Source organism: Anaerococcus murdochii (genome assembly GCF_019957155.1).
GTDB lineage: Bacteria > Bacillota > Clostridia > Tissierellales > Peptoniphilaceae > Anaerococcus > Anaerococcus murdochii.
The window spans coordinates 1,860,298-1,878,867 of sequence record NZ_JAIPME010000002.1; the positions used below are offsets into that span (position 1 = coordinate 1,860,298).

At 32.4% G+C, this 18,570-nt stretch carries 20 protein-coding genes; 1 reads left to right on the forward strand and 19 read right to left on the reverse strand.

All coding sequences use genetic code 11. The features are described from left to right. Position 1: 1 nt before the first annotated feature. From K8P03_RS09410 to efp, 12 genes are read right to left on the reverse strand one after another with little or no spacing between them, the layout of a single operon-like run. Complete coding sequence (locus tag K8P03_RS09410; protein WP_223420427.1) at positions 2-697, reverse strand: pseudouridine synthase; 696 nt, start codon at positions 695-697, stop codon at positions 2-4. Then, positions 687-1,211 carry an SMC-Scp complex subunit ScpB gene (gene scpB / locus K8P03_RS09415; RefSeq protein ID WP_223420428.1) on the reverse strand — a complete coding sequence of 175 codons (525 nt, stop codon included), beginning with the start codon at positions 1,209-1,211 and terminating at the stop codon, positions 687-689. Before scpB ends, K8P03_RS09410 begins: the two co-directional genes overlap by 11 nt. Next, positions 1,208-1,906: a segregation and condensation protein A gene (locus K8P03_RS09420; protein ID WP_223420429.1), complete on the reverse strand. Its 699-nt coding sequence runs from the start codon at positions 1,904-1,906 to the stop codon at positions 1,208-1,210. Before K8P03_RS09420 ends, scpB begins: the two co-directional genes overlap by 4 nt. Next, on the reverse strand, positions 1,896-2,444 hold the full coding sequence (locus tag K8P03_RS09425; RefSeq protein WP_223420430.1) for an NUDIX hydrolase: 549 nt from the start codon (positions 2,442-2,444) through the stop codon (positions 1,896-1,898). Before K8P03_RS09425 ends, K8P03_RS09420 begins: the two co-directional genes overlap by 11 nt. Then, entirely contained in the window at positions 2,422-4,125 is a 1,704-nt protein-coding gene (gene recN / locus K8P03_RS09430) for a DNA repair protein RecN (protein WP_223420431.1), read from the reverse strand. Before recN ends, K8P03_RS09425 begins: the two co-directional genes overlap by 23 nt. Continuing rightward, on the reverse strand, positions 4,125-4,577 hold the full coding sequence (locus K8P03_RS09435) for an arginine repressor (RefSeq protein WP_223420432.1): 453 nt from the start codon (positions 4,575-4,577) through the stop codon (positions 4,125-4,127). Before K8P03_RS09435 ends, recN begins: the two co-directional genes overlap by 1 nt. Positions 4,578-4,585: 8 nt before the next feature. Next, positions 4,586-5,416: a polyprenyl synthetase family protein gene (locus K8P03_RS09440; protein ID WP_223420433.1), complete on the reverse strand. Its 831-nt coding sequence runs from the start codon at positions 5,414-5,416 to the stop codon at positions 4,586-4,588. Then, complete coding sequence (xseB, locus tag K8P03_RS09445) at positions 5,406-5,591, reverse strand: exodeoxyribonuclease VII small subunit (protein ID WP_223420434.1); 186 nt, start codon at positions 5,589-5,591, stop codon at positions 5,406-5,408. Before xseB ends, K8P03_RS09440 begins: the two co-directional genes overlap by 11 nt. Next, the gene (gene xseA / locus K8P03_RS09450) at positions 5,584-6,768 is read right to left on the reverse strand and encodes an exodeoxyribonuclease VII large subunit (protein ID WP_223420435.1); all 1,185 of its coding nucleotides are present in this window, start codon (positions 6,766-6,768) and stop codon (positions 5,584-5,586) included. The genes xseB and xseA overlap by 8 nt, the downstream gene beginning before the upstream one ends. Then, positions 6,765-7,151 (reverse strand): transcription antitermination protein NusB, encoded by a 387-nt coding sequence (locus K8P03_RS09455; RefSeq protein ID WP_223420436.1) that lies wholly within the window; start codon positions 7,149-7,151, stop codon positions 6,765-6,767. Before K8P03_RS09455 ends, xseA begins: the two co-directional genes overlap by 4 nt. Next, positions 7,151-7,480, reverse strand: coding sequence for an Asp23/Gls24 family envelope stress response protein (locus K8P03_RS09460; RefSeq protein ID WP_223420437.1), 330 nt, complete (start codon positions 7,478-7,480; stop codon positions 7,151-7,153). Before K8P03_RS09460 ends, K8P03_RS09455 begins: the two co-directional genes overlap by 1 nt. A gap of 9 nt (positions 7,481-7,489) precedes the next feature. Beyond that, positions 7,490-8,047, reverse strand: coding sequence for an elongation factor P (gene efp / locus K8P03_RS09465; RefSeq protein WP_223420438.1), 558 nt, complete (start codon positions 8,045-8,047; stop codon positions 7,490-7,492). Between the two features lie 155 nt (positions 8,048-8,202). Here efp and K8P03_RS09470 point away from each other — a divergent pair, with 155 nt between their 5' ends. Next, positions 8,203-9,366, forward strand: coding sequence for a tRNA(Met) cytidine acetate ligase (locus K8P03_RS09470; protein WP_223420439.1), 1,164 nt, complete (start codon positions 8,203-8,205; stop codon positions 9,364-9,366). A gap of 15 nt (positions 9,367-9,381) precedes the next feature. Here K8P03_RS09470 and K8P03_RS09475 read toward each other — a convergent pair whose 3' ends face one another. The 7 genes from K8P03_RS09475 to nifJ form a co-directional block, all read right to left on the reverse strand. Continuing rightward, entirely contained in the window at positions 9,382-9,867 is a 486-nt protein-coding gene (locus K8P03_RS09475) for an ATPase (protein WP_223420440.1), read from the reverse strand. 8 nt (positions 9,868-9,875) lie between these two features. Next, entirely contained in the window at positions 9,876-10,358 is a 483-nt protein-coding gene (coaD, locus tag K8P03_RS09480; RefSeq protein WP_223420441.1) for a pantetheine-phosphate adenylyltransferase, read from the reverse strand. Further along, positions 10,355-10,897: a 16S rRNA (guanine(966)-N(2))-methyltransferase RsmD gene (gene rsmD / locus K8P03_RS09485; RefSeq protein ID WP_223420442.1), complete on the reverse strand. Its 543-nt coding sequence runs from the start codon at positions 10,895-10,897 to the stop codon at positions 10,355-10,357. The genes coaD and rsmD overlap by 4 nt, the downstream gene beginning before the upstream one ends. Beyond that, on the reverse strand, positions 10,897-12,888 hold the full coding sequence (locus K8P03_RS09490; RefSeq protein WP_223420443.1) for an ATP-dependent DNA helicase RecG: 1,992 nt from the start codon (positions 12,886-12,888) through the stop codon (positions 10,897-10,899). The genes rsmD and K8P03_RS09490 overlap by 1 nt, the downstream gene beginning before the upstream one ends. Further along, positions 12,881-14,449 carry a DAK2 domain-containing protein gene (locus K8P03_RS09495; protein WP_223420444.1) on the reverse strand — a complete coding sequence of 523 codons (1,569 nt, stop codon included), beginning with the start codon at positions 14,447-14,449 and terminating at the stop codon, positions 12,881-12,883. The genes K8P03_RS09490 and K8P03_RS09495 overlap by 8 nt, the downstream gene beginning before the upstream one ends. A 7-nt stretch (positions 14,450-14,456) precedes the next feature. Next, entirely contained in the window at positions 14,457-14,810 is a 354-nt protein-coding gene (locus tag K8P03_RS09500; RefSeq protein WP_223420445.1) for an Asp23/Gls24 family envelope stress response protein, read from the reverse strand. 190 nt (positions 14,811-15,000) lie between these two features. Beyond that, a complete protein-coding gene (gene nifJ / locus K8P03_RS09505; protein WP_223420446.1) occupies positions 15,001-18,528 on the reverse strand; it encodes a pyruvate:ferredoxin (flavodoxin) oxidoreductase in 3,528 nt (1,175 codons plus the stop codon). Positions 18,529-18,570: the final 42 nt, after the last annotated feature.

Below are 18,570 nucleotides of genomic sequence, written 5' to 3' on the forward strand. Positions count from 1 at the left end.
CCTATCTTCTAATTTCTTCTACAAATTTTAATTCTTCATCATTAAAATATCTGTACTCTTTTTCCTTAAGGTCAGAAAGTTTAATTTTACCAATCCTAATTCTCTTTAAATTAATTACATTAGCATTAAAAACCTTAAACATCCTTCTGATCTGCCTATTATAGCCTTGATGAATTATTACCCTGTATGTATTGTCCCCCAAGTATTCTAGTTTAGCATCTGAAGTCTTTTCACCATTTCCTATATCTAGGCCATCTTCAAATCTTTTTTCTTGATTTTTATTAAGTTTCCTATCAATTCGTACTATATATTCCTTATCAAGTTTGAATTTTGGATGGATAAGATTGTTTGTAAAGTCACCATCATTAGTTATTATCAATAGGCCTTCGCTATCCTTATCTAGCCTTCCAGCAGCAAAAAATCTCTCATCAATATCTATAAGATCATTTAGGTCTTTTTCATTATATGGATCAAAGTTCGATGTGATAAAGCCAACAGGCTTATATAATTTTATATAAAACTTTTTTTCTATTTCTAAAACTTTCCCACTAACTTCTACCCTATCTCCGTCATTAACTTTAATACCTGGTTCAATAATAACTTGTCCATTAATTTTAACCTTGCCGGCAATAATAAGCTCATCAGCCTTGCGTCTTGAAGTGTATCCTGAATGGGCTATATATTTGTTAATCCTCATTATTATCAATCCTTATCTCAGGCAGGTCTTTAAGGGAATTCAGGTTAAAGTATTTTAAAAACTCTGCAGTTGTACCATAGATAATAGGTTTACCAATCTTATCTAGTCTTCCTTTTTCTGTAATTAGTTTTTTATCTATAAGAGAATCTATTGTTGATTGGGAATTAACCCCCCTAATCTTATCAATTTCTACTCTTGTGATTGGCTGTTTGTAGGCAATTATCGATAGGGTCTCAAGAGTTGAATTTGTTAATTTTTTTTCTGATTTTGAAAGAAGTGACTCAAAATACTTATCACTTGCCTTTCTGGTTGTAAACTGATATAAACCGTTGAAATTTCTTATAATAAGGCCGCTATCTAAGTCTTCTCTCTCTTTTATCATTTCTTCAAGGCTTTTTTTAATATCAACCTTAGAATAATCATATAAAATTTTACTTATTTCGTCTATACTTATAGGCTCTGCCCATACATATAGGACCTCTTCTATAAGGCCCTTTAAGTAAATATCAGTCATTTAACCCTCTTAACAATTTTAAATGAATTTATCTCTGTTTGCTTTATATATATTTCATTTAACTTTACCATCTCTAATAAGGCCAAAAAGGTTGCAATACATTCTGCTTTAGAGTTTATCCTCCTAGTAATATCTACAAGATTTAGCTCCTTTGAAAAGTTTAAAGTTTTCCTAAGACTCATTAAGTAGGTATTAACATCAGGTATTTTTACCTGTTCAAAAATCTTTTCTTCACTCTGTTTTTCTTTTTCTAGCCTTTTTATCAATTTAGAAAATTCTTGTGATAATATATCCACATCTTGAGAAATTACTAAAGTTTCACTTTGAAATGCTGAAAGGTCTTCTTGATATTTCGAGTGAATCTTTCTAGCTTCTTCTTCTAAGGTTTTAAAATCGTCTTGGACTGACTTTATTTTTTTATATTCTATAAGATAAGATAAGAAGTCTTCTTCAAGATTTTCATTTTCTGCCTTAGGCAAAAGTTTATTAGCCTTAATTGTCAAAAGTATCGATGAAGTATATATAAATTCAGATAACATTGATATATCAATATCCATCTTAGCCATTTCTTCTAAAAATGGGTTTGTTATCTCTTCTATTTTTACATCGTAAATATCTATTTTTTCCCTGTCGATTAACTTTAAAAGTAAATCAAAAGGACCTTCAAAATCTTCAAGCTTAATATTAAGCTTCATTTATTCTTCTTAGGGCATAAAAAATAGCTATTATTGATTTAGCATCAGTAATTTCACCATTTTCTACCATTTGATATAAGTCAGTAACTAAGTAAGACCTACTTGTTAGATTTTCATCCTCATCTAAGTCTAGGGATGATTCCACCAAATCTTCTGCTACAAAAAATGACAATTTATCGTTGGTAAATCCAGGAGAAGCGTGCATATCAAATAGATAGGTCACCCTTTCTGGGAAATATCCAACTTCTTCTTGAAGTTCTCTTTTAGCTGTTTCAATTGGTAACTCACCAGGATCAACAAGACCTGCTGGGATTTCTAAAGTTACCTTGTCAATCGCCTTCCTATATTGACTAACCATCCATATCTTATCAGGTCCGTCAAAGGCAATAATTCCTACTCCCTTTTGATGGTCGACTATTTCCCTTTTTGAATATCTTTTATTCTCAAGTTCTACAGTTTCTACCCTTAGTTTTAATATCTTTCCATCATAAATAGTATCAGACTTTATTGTCTTCTCATAAAACTTTTCTTCGTTCATTTCTTAGATCCTCCGCCATTTCCAAAATTTCTCTGGCTGATTTAATAGTAGTTTCAGTTATATCGACCCCACCAATTAGCCTTGCTATTTCAAGGGTTCTCTCGTCTTCTTTGATATTTTTTGAACTAGATATAGTAAAGTTGCCGCAATCTTCCTTGCTAATTAAAATATGATTATTTGCAAGTGATGCTATTTGTGGCAAGTGGCTTATGGCTATAACTTGTCTTTTCTTTGACAAATCCAGGATTTTTTCTCCTACTATTTGAGCAGTCCTACCACTTATGCCTGTATCTATTTCATCAAATATCATTGTATCTATATCATCAAAACTTGCAAAAACTTCCTTGAAGGCAAGCATAATTCTTGAAATTTCTCCGCCTGAGGCCGTCTTGGTGAGAGATGTTAAATTTTCTCCCTTATTTGTTCTAATTAAAAAGTCAATATCATCAAAGCCAAGCTTATCGATACTATCTTTCTTTTTAAGGTCGACTTTAAATTTACCATTTTTTATATTTAATTCCACTATTTCTTTATTAAGAGATTTTTCAAGGCTTTCTATCTTCTTAAGTCTAATGTCATGAATTTCTTCGGAGTTTTCGACCATTTTTTCATCAACATTGGCTAAAATACTAGTTAAGTTGTTCCTTAGATCATCAATTTGGTCTAATTCTTCTAGTCTTTCTTTCATTGATTCATAATATTCTTTAATATCTTCAATATTATTTCCATATTTCCTCTTAAGGTCAAAAAGTTTTTTATTTAGTTCTTCCAAAGTCTCTAATTTTTCTGGATCAGTCGATAAAAAATCTACATAAGAATCAGCTTCTGAATAAATATCATCAAGTTCATCTGATAAAGAAACTAGCCTATTATAAAGTTCAGACGACTTGTGATCTATTTCTATGAAATCTCCAATATTTGAAGATGCTTCACTTAATAGACTGCTTATAGATGGCTTGTCATAATCATTTGAGTCAATAAGTTCAAGTGTCTTATAAAAGCCTTCCTTTAAACTAGTTATATTTGTAAGCCTCTTATATTCATGCTCTATCTCTTCTTCATCTATATTAAAAAGATCTATACTATCAATCTCATCAATCTGATATTTTATGAGATCTCTTTCTCTGGTCAATTCTTCATTAGTAAGATCAAAATCTTTGAAACGTCTAAGATAATCATTTTTTTCCTTATATAGGTCGGACAAATTCTTTCTTAGTTCTCTAGTTCTTTGATCATTTTGATAAGAATCAATAAGGTCAATGTAATTAGCCTTATTCATATAGATATTAGAATCGCCTTGCTTATAAATATCTATAAGATCATCACTTATTTCTTTAAGAATATTAATATTTGATAGCCTGCCATTAATCCTTATACTTGATGAATTTTTACCAATATTCCTTGTTATTATTAGCTTATCATCATCAAAGCTTATGCCAAGGTTTACAAATTTATTGATTAAAGAGTCTTTTAATATAAAAACGGCTTCTATAATTGTCTGATCTTTGAAATTTCCTATAGTATCCTTACTGGCTCTTTTGCCTAAAAGTAGGTTTATTGCCTCGAGTATTATGGACTTGCCAGACCCTGTCTCGCCAGTTAACACATTAAATTTATCTTCAAAAAAAATATGGTCTTTTTTTATTATGATAAAATTATCTATGTAAAGCTCAGCAAGCATTATTTGATAAGATTCCTAATTTCTTCTACAAGGGCATCAATTGATTCAAAGTCTTTTGGAGTGATAAATATTGTATCAATTCCTGTAACCATACCACCAATATTTTCCAATTTCTCATTTGTTATATATTGACCACAAACAGTTGCACAATAAGAAATTGTTTTAATTACAATCATCTGGGCTGATTTTTCTACTGAAAGCACTGCTTCCTTAAAAATCTTCTCAATTCTTTCTGTAAGTGTATCGTATACAGCATCTACTACAGTATATTTATATTCATAATCATCACTTTGAACCTTTGATATCCTAAGCTCCTTAATATCTCTAGAAATAGTTGCTTGTGTAGCGTTTACTCCTTGAGATTTTAACATATCAGAAAGTTGGCTTTGGGTTCTGACGTCATTATTCTGAATAATATCTAATATTAATCTTTGTCTAGTATATTTTTTCATAATTTCCCCTAATAACTTCGACTTGACAGGTAGTCAATTAAAAATGATAATACTTCATTATTTTGAAAATCTTTTATTGAATCTTTTGCTCTATCATTAACTTTTTCCAAAAGCACTATTGCTTCGTCTTTTGACATAACATTTATGATGTTTAATTCATCTTCATATGTATCTTCTAATAAATCATCCTGAATTTGAAAGGCAAGACCTAAGTTTTCTGCAAAATTTTCTATTTTTCCTATAGTTTCCTCATCTACCCCAGATACAATACCTGCAGGAACACAAGCCGCTTTAAATAAATCCGATGTTTTTTTCTTATACACATCTAAAAGATAATCTAAATCATAGGACGCGCCCCTTCTTAAATCTATGACCTGGCCTCCTATCATTCCAAACCTAGACGCTCTTTGAAGCATATACGAACCTGCCTTAATGAATGAAGCATTGGATTTTGCTAAATCAAATAATATTATAGCAGCTTCATTTAAAAGTGCATCGCCTGTGAGAATTCCTATATCTTCACCATATTTTTTGTGAACACTAGGCTGCCCCCTCCTAAAATCATCATTATCCATTGCTGGAAGATCGTCGTGAACAAGAGAATAGGCATGAATAAATTCTAAGGCTAGGGCAAGTTTATAGTCATCTTCATCTGTAATTTGTGAAAACATTTTCTTGGTTTCTAGATACAGAAAAGCCCTTATCCTCTTTCCACCATCTGTTGCATAGGCCATGGCCTCTTCTAAGATATTGTCTGGACTAAAATAAGATTTAGCTTCCTTATCTATTATATCCTTATCTTCATTAAAAATTTTCAAAAACTTTTCTTTATTCATCATTACTTATAACTTCCACCTTAGCCCTATAATCCACAAGCTTTTCTTCAAGTTCCCTATACATTTTCTTGGCTTGGTCATAGAGCTTAATTGATTCATCTAGATTGTCCCTATTATTTTCAATTTTATCTAAAATTTCTTCTATTTTTTTATATTGGTCTTCAAAAGATTTATCCATCAATTATCCTCGCCTTTAATTTTCCGTCACTGAATACTAGGTCAAACCCATCGCCTATCTTTAAACTGTGAGCAGAATAGATATTTGTACCATCAAAATTTATTTCAATTTGATTCTTTCTCATATCTATAAGCTTTGTTAAGTAGTCAAATTTATGAGTTAGGTTGTTTAGTTTAGTTCCGTTATAGGTTAATAAGCTTTCCATAGCCATGTCAAGATTTTTGTTTATAGACCTTAGATCTTTAAGCCTATCATCAATAAGTTTTCTTGGTGATGAATTTTCTAACTTTGATTCTAGAATCTTAAGGCTCAAACTCCTCATATCCAGAGTCGATTGTATCTTTGACCTTGCTCTTACAAATTTTTCTTTTAAAAATTTTTCATAGTCTATGTAGTCAGCTATAAGGTAAGACCCTGCTTCTGTAGGAGTTTGTAGACTCAAATCACTCGTATAATCTATTAATGTTGTATCAATATTATGTCCTATAGCAGAAATAATAGGAGTTTTTGCATCATGGACTGCTTCTATTATTTTTCTTTGGTTGAAGCTTGAAAGGTCTTCATTAGACCCTCCGCCTCTGGTGATAACAATTACATCGAGGCCTAGTTTATCAAGCCTATTTATTGCTTTAGCTACCAAATCCTCAGCTTGGTCACCTTGAACTTTGACTGGATCTAAATAGATATGTATGTCATTTGCCCTGCTATTAATCATAGCTAGAAAGTCCACTATAGCTGCCCCATCTTTTGATGTAATAAGACCCACTTTTTTAACTAATTTTGGGATTGGATTTTTGTTTTCAATGTCAAAATATCCCTTTGCTTTAAATTCCTCTTGCATTTTAAGAAATTCTTTAAATTCTTTTGATAAACCAACATCCTCTATCTCAGATGCTACTATAATTAGTCTTGATGAGTAATTATTGAAAGATAAGTTTCCCCTGATAATTACTTCCTTACCAGGGCTAAAGTCAAAACTTATATCCTTATCTTCATAATAATAGATTACAGCATCAATGATGTCAGTTCCTTCTTTTAAGGAAAAATAAAGGTGGTAGTTATTAACCCTCACATTGCAAAGCTCACCGATCAAATTTATTCTCTGAAAAATTGGATCGTGTTTGATATTTGATTTTACATACTCATTAAATTGCTTTACACTTAGAGGCTTTCTCATTTATTATCATTTCTTACTATATTACCTAAAATTAGATTAACTATCTTATAGTCATCTTCAGCAGAAAACTTCTTAGCTAGGTTAACTGCTTCATTAATAGAAACTGACACTGGTATATCTAAAAAATAGATTTCATTTATAGATAAATAAATAATAGACTTAACAACCCTACTTAGTTTTGGCATGCCCTTAGGGATATTTTCCTGTAGTATGTGGTCAATTTTTTCAAAATTATTCTTGTATGATTTGATAGAATCGACAATAAAAGTTTCATCCCCACTAAGGTCGTGGTTTGCTAATATTTCTACATCATCTTCAATTTTATTAATTGTGTCTTGAAAAATGAGTTTAAAAACCCATTCTCTTTGGTCAGTTCTCTTCATTAGATTTCTAATTTACTAATATTAACGTTAATTTTGCTAACGATAAGACCTGTCATGGTCTCAACTACATTTTTGACATTTTCTTGGATTTTTTTAACTGTTTTTCTTACATTGACATTCTTATCTAATGAAAGGTCAAGATCAATAACAAGATTTCCACTAACATTTCTAATTGATGTTTTTGTTGTTTTCGCTTGGAGTGAATGAATAAATCCTTCATCAGAATTTTCTTCATAAACTCCATAAACATCATTGGCTGCTTGGATAGCTATTTGATCTAAAACCTCATCAGCTATTTTTACTGAACCATCTTTGAAAGTATTTGACATTAATATCTCCTAAGCTCTTGATAGATATTCGCCGCTTCTTGTATCTATTTTAATTACATCGCCTTCATTTACGAAAATTGGAACATTTATTACTGCTCCAGTTTCAACTGTAGCTGGTTTTGTTACGTTAGTTGCTGTATCGCCTTTAACACCAGGTTCTGTCTTTACTACCTTTAATTCTACAAAGTTTTGTGGATCAATTGAGAATGGCTTGCCTTGGTAGAACTTAATTAAAACTGTATCATTTTCTCTAACGTAGATAATTGCATCCTTAACATTGTCTTCTTCAATTCCTATTTGTTCGAAACTTTCTGGGTCCATAAAGTAATATAATTGACCATCATTGTATAAATATTGCATTTCTTTTGTAGAGATAATAGCATTCTCAAATTTTTCATTTGGGTTAAAGGTTACGTCTTTTGCACCACCATTCATTACAGATCTAATTTTTGCTCTAACAAAGGCAGCTCCCTTACCTGGTTTAACGTGTTGGAAATCTACTACTTGATATACATCGTTGTCGTAAACGAATGTTACACCTTTTCTTAAATCATTTGCTGAAATCATAATTCCTCCTAGTTGATATTTCTTTAATTATTATACCATAATCACCCCTTAATTGAAAATTTTATTCATAAATATCAAACAAATTCCATCAATAAATATCTCCTAGTGATAAGTATCTGAAAAGTTAGTATAGTAAGATAAATAAAGGAGTTCGTATGAAAACTTTAGGAATAATTTCTGAATTTAACCCCTTTCACAATGGGCATAAATATTTATTAGATAAGGCAAAAAAAGAATTAAAAGCCGACTTAGCTATATCTATAATGAGCGGCGACTTTGTTCAAAGAGGTGAGGCTGCTATTATGGATAAATTTTCAAGAGCAAGTGTTGCTGTAAAGTGTGGCTTTGACCTAGTAATCGAAATACCAAGCTTTGTGACTCTTCAATCCGCAGAATTTTTCGCTAAAAAATCAGTAAATATTTTAAATAAAATTAATATTGATTATTTGGTCTTTGGTATCGAAAACATAAATACAGATGATTTTTTAAAAGCTTGTAAAGTAATAATTGAAAACGAAAAGAATATTGACTCTAAAATTAAATCACTAATTGCTAGTGGTCTTTCCTATCCAAAATCCCATAATAAGGCACTTCTAGATTTTGTTAGTAGTGATTTTTTATCATCTAACAATATCTTGGCCCTTGAATACATGAGAGCCCTTTATAAAATAAATTCAAAAATCAAGCCCTATCCAATTAATAGAATCAAAACAAAAAACGAAGACCAAAGTATAATCGACAAAAACTTTGCATCTTCCACTGCTATTAGAAATAATTTAGATAATGATATTAAAAGTCTAATACCGATTGAATCTTATATAGAGCTTTCAAATTTTATGAATGAATATAAATCTTTTGATTATGATTATATTTACAAAATTTTTAAATATAAAATTCTTATAGAAGATTACCCGATGTGTAAAATCTTAGGATATGAACAAGGAATTGATAACTACTTGGCAAGACTTGCTAGAGACAATAATTTATATAATAATTTCATTGACCAGGCTACATCTCAACGATATACAAAATCAAGAATCAAAAGACTTGTTTTAAATTACATTTTAGACAACACTATGGAATTAAACAATCTTGACTTATCCTTTGTAAAAGTTCTAGCCTATAACAATAAAGCTACCGAAAATTTCAATAATTTGGCCAATAAATTAAACATTGTAATAAATAAAAGTGACTTAAAAAAATTAAAAATTACAGACCTTCTAGTTTTTAATAAAATGATAGAAGCGTCTAACTTCTACAATCTTGGCATAGGAAGAGAGATTGACTATGATTTTAGGCACAATAATAGACCTATCTAGCGATAGGTCTAATTTTTATTTGTTTTCTAGAATTTTGTTTTTGTTTTGTTCAAGTTGTTGTGCAAGTTTGCTAAAGTTTGCTGCAGAACCTGTAAATAGTCTATCAACATAGTCATAAGATTGTTGTCTTATTTTCTTAGCTTCAGCTGCTGCTTCTTGAAGAATTCTGTCAGCTTCATTTCTTGCTTGTATGGTTAGTTCATGTTCACTTACCATTTTTTGGTATTGGCTCTTAGCTTGTTCCTTAAAGTTTTTGATTTCACCTTCTGCTTGGCTAAGTCTATTATCAGCTTCTGCAGATGCCTCAGATAAAATCCTATCTTTTTCGTCAGTAACCCATTGAGCTTGCTTGATTTCTTCTGGAAGAGAGTCTTTCATCTCGTTTAAGATTTCATAAATCTCATCTGGATCTACTGCTATTTTTTTTGAAAAAGGTACAGAGCTTGCCTCATCCATTATATCTTCCATCTCAAGAATAAGATCAGTAATTTTGTTTGCCATTTTTCCTCCTAATAATTAAATTTCTCTTTAATTTTCTTTTCAACACTCGGACTTACAAAGGCTGATACATCGCCTTTAAAAGCAGCTATCTCTCTAACACCACTAGAGCTAACGAATGAATATGAAGGGTTGCTTAAAAGAAAGATTGTTTCAAGCCCTTCATATAAAGTCGAATTAACCCTTGCAATATTTTTTTCATATTCATAATCTGTCACTCCCCTAAGTCCTCTAGCTACAAGCTTTACATCTATGCTTTTAGCAAAGTTTACTAAAAGACCATCGAAAGAATGAATTGAAATATTAGGTAAATTTTCTTCTTTAATTGCCTCTTCTATTATGCCTTTTCTCTCATCGACACTAAATAAAGAGTTTTTATTTTCGTTATATAATATAGCAACAATCACTTCATCAAACATTTTGCTTAGTCTTTTGATAATGTCCATATGGCCCTCAGTAAGGGGATCGAAGCTACCTGGGTAAATTATTTTCATTTTGTATAAAATTTTATAAATTTCCTTCCATAGGATTTATCTTTTAAAACATGCAAACCATATTTTTCAGAAAAATCCATGTCCATACTAGATTCAGTAATAACTATACCTTCTTCATTCAATAAGTCATATTCTTTGATATAAAACAAGGATTTATTGATGAAATCAGTTTCATATGGTGGATCAAGAAAAATATAATCAAATTTAAAATTTTTATCTCCGAAATCTTTTAAACACCTAATAAAATCATTTTTGTATGTAAAAACATCCGAAGAATTTATCTTATCTAAATTTTGTTTGAGGATAGAAAAATTAGAATAATTTTTCTCGTTAAAATATACTTCCTTTGCTCCTCTAGACAAAAATTCTATACCCATTTGACCTGTACCTGCAAATAGATCTAAGGCCTTGAAATCAGGCTTAAAAGGATAAAGCATATCAAAAATCGCTTCCTTTACCTTATTATCAGTAGGTCTTGATGTTTTTGATTTAGGGCTTAATAGATTGTATCCCTTGTACTTTCCTGCTACTACTTTCATTAGTTTAAAATAATATCCTTATCTTCATCAAAATAATCTTTTATATATTCTAGATTTACACCTTCAAAAGAATTTTCTTTCAAATAATCAAAAATCTCAAAGGTCTTATCGGTCTCTTCCTCAGTCATTTTTAGGTATTCTATCTCAGAAATATTTTTACCGTGCTGGATAAGGGATAAAATCTTTCCCCCACCTCTTAATTCATAATCTTTTTGAGAAATAACAAAACCGTCATTGGAATCAACTAAAATATTTAGCTTACTATTTGGATTTGTATCCTTACTTATAAGATAACAATAAGATTCATATGATCCTCTACCAACCCTACCTCTAAGTTGGTGGAGCTGGGATAAGCCAAAATTATTTGAGTTGTAAATAACCATGGTGTTTGCATTTGCTACATCGATTCCGACTTCTATTACAGTTGTGGAAACAATAATATCTATTTCATGATTATTAAACTTAGCTAAAATATCTTCTTTTATGCTAGGCTTTAATTTGCCATGAAGCTTTTCTACCCTGTAGGGTTTGAAAATTTTCTTATATTTTTTATAAAGGTTTTCTACAGAATTTGTATCTTCTGCATCAATATTTGTTGTTACTACGTAGACTTGCCTACCTTCTTCAAGGCTATCTTTTATGTTTTCAAAAATAATTTCTTGATGGTCTTCATTTATAATACTAGTAAAAACTTCTGCCCTTCCTTTTGGAAGTTCGTTTATTATACTTAAATCAAGCATCTTATTGATTCTAAGACTTAAGGTTCTTGGGATTGGAGTAGCAGTCATTGTGAGATAATTTGTATTTATACCTTTTCTGGCAAGTTCTTGCCTTTGCCTAACTCCAAACCTGTGTTGTTCATCATTTACAACTAGTCTTAGGTTTTTAAAATCAACATCGTCTTCAATTAAAGCGTGAGTCCCTACCACCATGTCTATAGACCCGTCTTTAAGTCGTCTTTTTATTTCATCTTTTTCCTTTGTGGAACCAGTTAAAAGAGCAAGCTCTACACCAAAACTATCCATAAAATCCTTATATTTTTCAAATTGTTGGATTGCAAGGACTTCTGTAGGTACCATCATGGCTGACTGATAGGAATTTTTTGCAAAAACAAGCATTACGAGCATAGCAACAATAGTCTTTCCTGAACCAACGTCACCTATTAAAAGCCTATTCATTGAAATTTCTTTACCAGAATCTTCTAATATCTCTTTTAGAGATCTTAATTGGGACCTAGTTAAAGAAAAATCGAGTTTCGATAAAATTTCATCCAAATTATAAGTTAAACTTATCTCTTGCTTTGTTCTTTGTAGCTTTCCTACATAGTCTAAGAAAATTAATTCCTTTAACAAATCTCCAATTTTTATATCAGATTTAGCCTTTAATAAGGTATCAATATCTTTAGGGAAATGGACTTCATTTAAAGCTTCATCCCTATCCAAAAGGTTGAACTTTTCTTTTATTCCTTTAGATAAAATTTCTTCCCTTGGTTCAAAATTTTTTAGAGCTTCTTTTATAAAGGAATTTAAATTTTTCTGACTTAGGCCAGATGTAAGTGGGTAGATAGAATAAATTCCACCTATCTCTTCACCGTCCAAGTCCTCAAATAACGGATTTACAGCTTCGTAAAAACCTTCGTTGTAAGTGACTTTTGTATAAAATTTATAAGAAGTATTTAATTGTATTTTTCTAATTGAAAACCTATCATTAAACCAAACGACCCTAATTTTCTTAAAATCACCTTCTGCAAAATACATATAAGAAATTGTCATATTCTTTAGTCTTTTGACATAGGGTTTAGAAATTGCCTTCCATTCAAAATAGTAAGACCTTGTTGGACTAGCTTTTAAAACGCTTGACTTAAGCCTCCTATCCTCGTATTCTCTCGGATAGTAGGAATATAGGTCACTTATTGTATAAATATCAAGTCTAGCAAGGGCCTGAGCCTTTTTAGGCCCAATTCCCTTTAAACTTGTTACTTCTCTACTCAAGGGTAGCTTGGTAGTAATAAACTGGCTGACCACCATAAACTAATTCGACATCTATATTCTTATAATCTTTTGAAAGCTTCTTAACTAGGTCTTTAGCCTTTCTTTTATCAGCCTCCTCACCATAATATAGGGTTATTAAAGATATGTCGTCGTCTTTGTCAATGGCTATTTTGATTGCTTCTCTAGTAGTTTCTTCAATATTAGATTTAGTCGCAACAATATTGCCATCTAGGATTCCTATATAGTCATCCTTTTTAATTTCAATATTATTTACACTTGTATCTCTAATAGAAATAGAAACTTCTACAGTATGCATATCAGCAATTGCATCTGCCATATTTTCAATGTTTTCTTCTATATCACTGTCTTCGTCAAACTCAAGCATAGCTGTGAAGGTCTCAGGTATTGATCTTGTTCCTAAAACCATTGCATTTTTATCAGTCAATTCACAAGCTTGTTTTGATGACATAATAATATTCTTATTATTTGGGAAAATAATTATATTTTCAGCAGCAATTTCTTCGATATTTTTATAAATATCTTCTGTAGATGGGTTCATGGTTTGACCACCAGAAATAATCTTATCTATATTCATAGATTTTAATATTTCATCAAAACCCTCGCCTCTTGAAACTGCAATGAATCCGTATTTTTTCAAATTTTCTTCTTTTGACTCATTAACTTCTACATGCGGATCTGTATTTTCAACTTCAAGCTTAACTAGAAGTCCATCAACTAAAATCTTTGATATTATTTGTTGTGGATATTCAGAACGAGCTTCAGCCTTTAGATGACCATCCTTATACTCATAATCAAAACTAGTTGATATAGAGTCAATAGCATCGCTTATATTTTCAAACTCGACTTCTTTAATTATAAGTTCGAATTTTATTATATAAGATCCTTCTTCTACGCTTACAGAAGATGATAGGTCAATATCCCTATCAATATCACCGTTTAAAGCATTAAGTGCCCCTCTTAGAAGGAAAATCAAGCCTTGTCCACCTGAGTCAACTACTCCCGCTTCTTTAAGGACAGGAAGTTGTTTTGGTGTATTATCAAGGGCTATCTGACCTTCGGTAATAATTTCAACTAGATAATCATCTAGATTCTTGGAATCATCAAAAGCTTCCTCAGCCTTTTCAGCCATTTTTCTTGCAACAGTTAGAATAGTACCTTCTGTAGGTTGCATAACAGCCCTATAAGCAGTTTTAGCTGCATTTTTAAATATATCTCTTACTTCCTCAGCGCCGATTTCATCTTTGCCTTTAAGAGTTTTTGACATTCCCCTTACAAGCTGGGATAGGATAACTCCAGAGTTTCCTCTAGCGCCCATAAGAGTACCTTGACTTAAAGCTTTAGCAATTTCTTCAACACTTAATCCGCTGGTTTGGTTTACCTTATCTACACCAGATTTCATGGTCATATTCATGTTTGTACCAGTATCCCCATCAGGAACTGGGAATACATTTAATTCGTCCACAAAAGACTTATTCTCTTCTAAATATTTATAAGCTCCAATGACCATTTGTTGGAGCATACCTGCATCAATAACTTTCATACTTCTCCTATCTATTGATTCCTTGAACATAGATATTTACTTCTGCAACATTAACATTCAAAGATTTTTCAATATTATATTTAACATTTTCGATTATATTTTGACATACCACAGGTATTCTTATTCCATATTCTAAGAATAGTGAAATGTAAATAGCAACTGTACCATTATCTCTTCTTATAACCTCAACGCCTCTTTGCATGTTATTGACTCCAAGAAGCTTATATATCCCATCCTTAGCAGATCTAGATGCAAGGCCTACAACTCCATAAGATTGCATAACGCTTGCTACAGCTATATTTGCTATAACAGAATCATCGATTGTTACTTTTCCTAAATTATTTACATATCTGATCGTCATAATACCTCCAATGTGTATTAACAGTATATATCCATTTTATTTTATTATACCATAAATTTGCCAAGCTGATAAATTATTGACACTTATATGGTACTTGTTATCATTATATAAGAATTAATTAGGTAAATTATGTATTTTTTTGCAAAGAAAAAACCGCCACTAATTGGCGATTCTTTCTTGCTTATAATATTTATTTGTTAGCTAGTTTTTTGTAAGCTTCATATCTTTCCTTAGCAGCTTTTTCAGCTTCTTGGTAAAGCTCGTCAGCTGTTTCTGGGAATGATCTCTTAAGTGATGAGTATCTTACTTCACCTTGAATAAATTCTTGGAATGATCCGCTTGGTTCTCTAGAGTCAAGTTGGAATGGATTTTTGCCCTCGTCAGCAAGTCTTGGGTCAAATCTCCATAAGTGCCAGTAACCAGCTTCTACAGCTTGTTTTTCTCTAAATTGTGATTTACCCATACCAATTCTGATACCGTGGTTAATACATGGAGCGTAAGCAATTATGATGGATGGACCATCATAGCTTTCAGCTTCTTTAATAGCTTTTAGAGTTTGGTTTTGGTTAGCACCCATAGCAACTTGTGCAACGTAGATATATCCATAAGAAGTCATCATTAGACCAAGGTCTTTCTTTCTAACTTTTTTACCAGATGCAGCGAATTGTGCTACTGCTGATAGTGGTGTAGCTTTAGAAGATTGTCCACCTGTGTTAGAGTAAACTTCTGTATCGAATACGAAGATATTGATGTTTTCACCACTTGCTAGTACATGGTCAACACCACCAAATCCGATATCGTAGCTCCATCCGTCACCACCAAAGATCCATACAGATTTTTTGATCATGTAGTCTTTTAGTTTAAGGATGTTGTTTAGATATTTCTTAGCTTCTTCGCCTTCTACTTCTTCTTTAACATTTAGGATAGCTGCTGTAGCTTCTTTAGAAGCTTTTACATCATCTTTTCCTTCTAACCATGCTTTGAATGGTTCGTTATATTGAGAATCAAGACCTAGTTCAAGGAACTTAGCCATGTTATCTTCTAGTAAGTGTGTATTTGCTTCAGCTGCAAGTTTCATACCATATCCGTATTCAGCAGCATCTTCAAATAGTGAGTTACCCCAAGCTGGACCCTTACCTGTTGCAAGGTTCTTTGTATATGACATAGCTGGTGCAGAAGCTCCCCAGATTGATGAACATCCTGTAGCGTTAGCTATATACATTCTATCACCAAATAATTGAGTGATTAATTTAGCGTATGGAGTTTCACCACAACCTGCACATGCACCTGAGAATTCGAATAACGGTTGTTTGAATTGGCTTCCCTTAAGTGTCATGTCATCCATAACATCTTCTTTGTAGCCAACAACTTCGTGAGCATATGTCCAGTTGTCTTTTTCTTTTTCAACTTCTTCTTCAAAAGGTTTCATTAGAAGAGCTTTCTTTGGAGCTGGACATACGTCAGCACAGTTACCACAGCCTGTACAGTCTAGTGGAGAAACTTGGATTCTGAAGTCATATCCATCCATGCCCTTACCTATAGCTTTTTTAGTTTCAAAACCTTCTGGAGCTTTAGCTTTTTCATCTTCTGTTACTAAGAATGGTCTAATTACAGCGTGTGGACAAACGTATGAACATTGGTTACATTGGATACAATTATCTATTTGCCATTCTGGAACGTTAAGAGCTATACCTCTCTTTTCGTAAGCAGTTGTACCTGATTCGAATTCACCGTTTTCAATACCTTCAAAAGCAGAAACTGGAATGTCATCTTCTTTTTGTTCAAGCATTGGTTTAACGATGTTTTTGATGAATTCTGGAAGTTCTCTTTCTTCTTTAACTTCATCAACAGCGTCTTTCCACTCAGCTGGTACTTCTACCTTGATTGGAGCTTCAAGACCTTGATCTACTGCGTTGTAATTCATGTTTACAATATCTTCACCCTTGTGACCATAAGATTTAACTATTGATTCTTTAAGGAATCTAACAGCGTCTTCTACTGGTATAACTTTTGTTAGGTTGAAGAATGCAGATTGCATGATCATGTTTGTTCTTCCACCAAGACCGATGTTTTGAGCGATATGGCTTGCGTCTAGGATGTAGAAGTCGATGTTCTTTTCAGCAAGAACTCTCTTCATCTTAGCTGGAAGATGGTTTTCAAGATCTTCAACTGACCAAACAGTGTTTAGTAAGAAAGTACCACCTTCTTTAATACCTGCTAGTAGGTCATATTGGTTAACGTAAGCTTGTTTTGAACATGAAATAAAGTCAGCTTCGTCTAATAGGTATGTTGAAAGAATTGGTTCTTTACCGAATCTTAAGTGAGATACTGTTAGACCACCTGATTTTTTAGAGTCGTAGTCAAAGTAACCTTGAGCATACATGTCTGTATTATCACCGATGATCTTGATAGCTTGTTTGTTAGCACCTACAGTACCATCAGAACCGAATCCCCAGAATTTACATCTGCTTGTGCCTTCATGTCTAACTTTGAAGTCATCTCTTGGAAGTGATTTGTTAGTAACATCATCTGTGATTGATAATGTGAAGTCATGTTTTGGCTCATCTTTGTCAAGGTTGTCAAATACTGCTTTAACGTCTGCTGGAATTGTATCTTTTGATGAAAGACCGTAGATACCGCCAATGATTAGTGGTCTTACTTCTTCATCATAATAGCTTGCTTTAACGTCTAGGTAAAGTGGGCTTCCAACAGCACCTTTTTCTTTTGTTCTGTCAAGAACAGCGATTTTCTTAACTGAAGCAGGTATTGCTTTTAGTAAGTGTTCTTTAGAGAATGGTCTGTAAAGGTGAACTTCTACCATACCAACTTTTCTGCCTTCTTTTAGAAGAACGTCGATAGTTTCTCTTGCTGTTTGACATACAGAACCCATAGCAACGATGATATTTTCAGCATCATCAGCACCATAGTAATTGAATAAACCGTAGTTTGTATCAATAAGTTCATTGATTTTGTTCATATAGTTTTCAACTATACCAACTATATCTGTATAAGCGTGGTTGCTTGCTTCTGTTCTTTGGAAGAAGATATTCTTTTCAGCTGTACCCATGTGTTTTGGTCTTTCTGGGTTAAGTGAATGGTTTTTGAATTCTTCTACTGCTTCGTAGTCAAGTAGTGGAGCTAGGTCTTTGTAATCCCAAACCGCTACTTTTTGAATTTCGTGACTTGTTCTAAATCCATCAAAGAAGTTGATAAATGGTAGTCTACCTTCTATAGCTGCTAAGTGAGCTACTGGTGATAGGTCCATTACTTCTTGAACTGAGTTAGATACAAGCATAGCACAACCTGTTTGTCTTGCTGCCATTACGTCTGAATGGTCGCCGTAGATTGATAAAGCATGTGTAGCTATTGTTCTTGCAGATACATGGAACACGCCTGGTAGTCTTTCACCAGCTATTTTATACATGTTAGGAATCATTAATAATAGACCCTGACTTGCTGTGTATGTAGATGTAAGTGCTCCTGCTGCTAGTGAACCGTGCATAGCTCCTGCTGCACCTGCTTCTGATTGCATCTCTTTAACTTTAACTTCTTGACCAAATAAGTTTTTACGTCCGTTTGCTGCCCAAACGTCAACGCTTTCTGGCATTGGTGAAGAAGGTGTGATTGGATATATAGTAGCTACATCAGTAAACGCGTATGATACGTGTGCTGCTGCTGTGTTACCATCCATTGTCTTCATTGCTCTAGTAACTGTCATCTAGACCTCCTAATATAATTATAAGCAATTATCGTTAACACT

Bases quoted from the DNA above. Each gene is read 5' to 3' on its own strand.
- K8P03_RS09410 (WP_223420427.1), bottom strand. From the start codon at position 697: ATGAGGATTAACAAATATATAGCCCATTCAGGATACACTTCAAGACGC.
- scpB (WP_223420428.1), bottom strand. From the start codon at position 1,211: ATGACTGATATTTACTTAAAGGGCCTTATAGAAGAGGTCCTATATGTA.
- K8P03_RS09420 (WP_223420429.1), bottom strand. From the start codon at position 1,906: ATGAAGCTTAATATTAAGCTTGAAGATTTTGAAGGTCCTTTTGATTTA.
- K8P03_RS09425 (WP_223420430.1), bottom strand. From the start codon at position 2,444: ATGAACGAAGAAAAGTTTTATGAGAAGACAATAAAGTCTGATACTATT.
- recN (WP_223420431.1), bottom strand. From the start codon at position 4,125: ATGCTTGCTGAGCTTTACATAGATAATTTTATCATAATAAAAAAAGAC.
- K8P03_RS09435 (WP_223420432.1), bottom strand. From the start codon at position 4,577: ATGAAAAAATATACTAGACAAAGATTAATATTAGATATTATTCAGAAT.
- K8P03_RS09440 (WP_223420433.1), bottom strand. From the start codon at position 5,416: ATGATGAATAAAGAAAAGTTTTTGAAAATTTTTAATGAAGATAAGGAT.
- xseB (WP_223420434.1), bottom strand. From the start codon at position 5,591: ATGGATAAATCTTTTGAAGACCAATATAAAAAAATAGAAGAAATTTTA.
- xseA (WP_223420435.1), bottom strand. From the start codon at position 6,768: ATGAGAAAGCCTCTAAGTGTAAAGCAATTTAATGAGTATGTAAAATCA.
- K8P03_RS09455 (WP_223420436.1), bottom strand. From the start codon at position 7,151: ATGAAGAGAACTGACCAAAGAGAATGGGTTTTTAAACTCATTTTTCAA.
- K8P03_RS09460 (WP_223420437.1), bottom strand. From the start codon at position 7,480: ATGTCAAATACTTTCAAAGATGGTTCAGTAAAAATAGCTGATGAGGTT.
- efp (WP_223420438.1), bottom strand. From the start codon at position 8,047: ATGATTTCAGCAAATGATTTAAGAAAAGGTGTAACATTCGTTTACGAC.
- K8P03_RS09470 (WP_223420439.1), top strand. From the start codon at position 8,203: ATGAAAACTTTAGGAATAATTTCTGAATTTAACCCCTTTCACAATGGG.
- K8P03_RS09475 (WP_223420440.1), bottom strand. From the start codon at position 9,867: ATGGCAAACAAAATTACTGATCTTATTCTTGAGATGGAAGATATAATG.
- coaD (WP_223420441.1), bottom strand. From the start codon at position 10,358: ATGAAAATAATTTACCCAGGTAGCTTCGATCCCCTTACTGAGGGCCAT.
- rsmD (WP_223420442.1), bottom strand. From the start codon at position 10,897: ATGAAAGTAGTAGCAGGAAAGTACAAGGGATACAATCTATTAAGCCCT.
- K8P03_RS09495 (WP_223420444.1), bottom strand. From the start codon at position 14,449: ATGAAAGTTATTGATGCAGGTATGCTCCAACAAATGGTCATTGGAGCT.
- K8P03_RS09500 (WP_223420445.1), bottom strand. From the start codon at position 14,810: ATGACGATCAGATATGTAAATAATTTAGGAAAAGTAACAATCGATGAT.
- nifJ (WP_223420446.1), bottom strand. From the start codon at position 18,528: ATGACAGTTACTAGAGCAATGAAGACAATGGATGGTAACACAGCAGCA.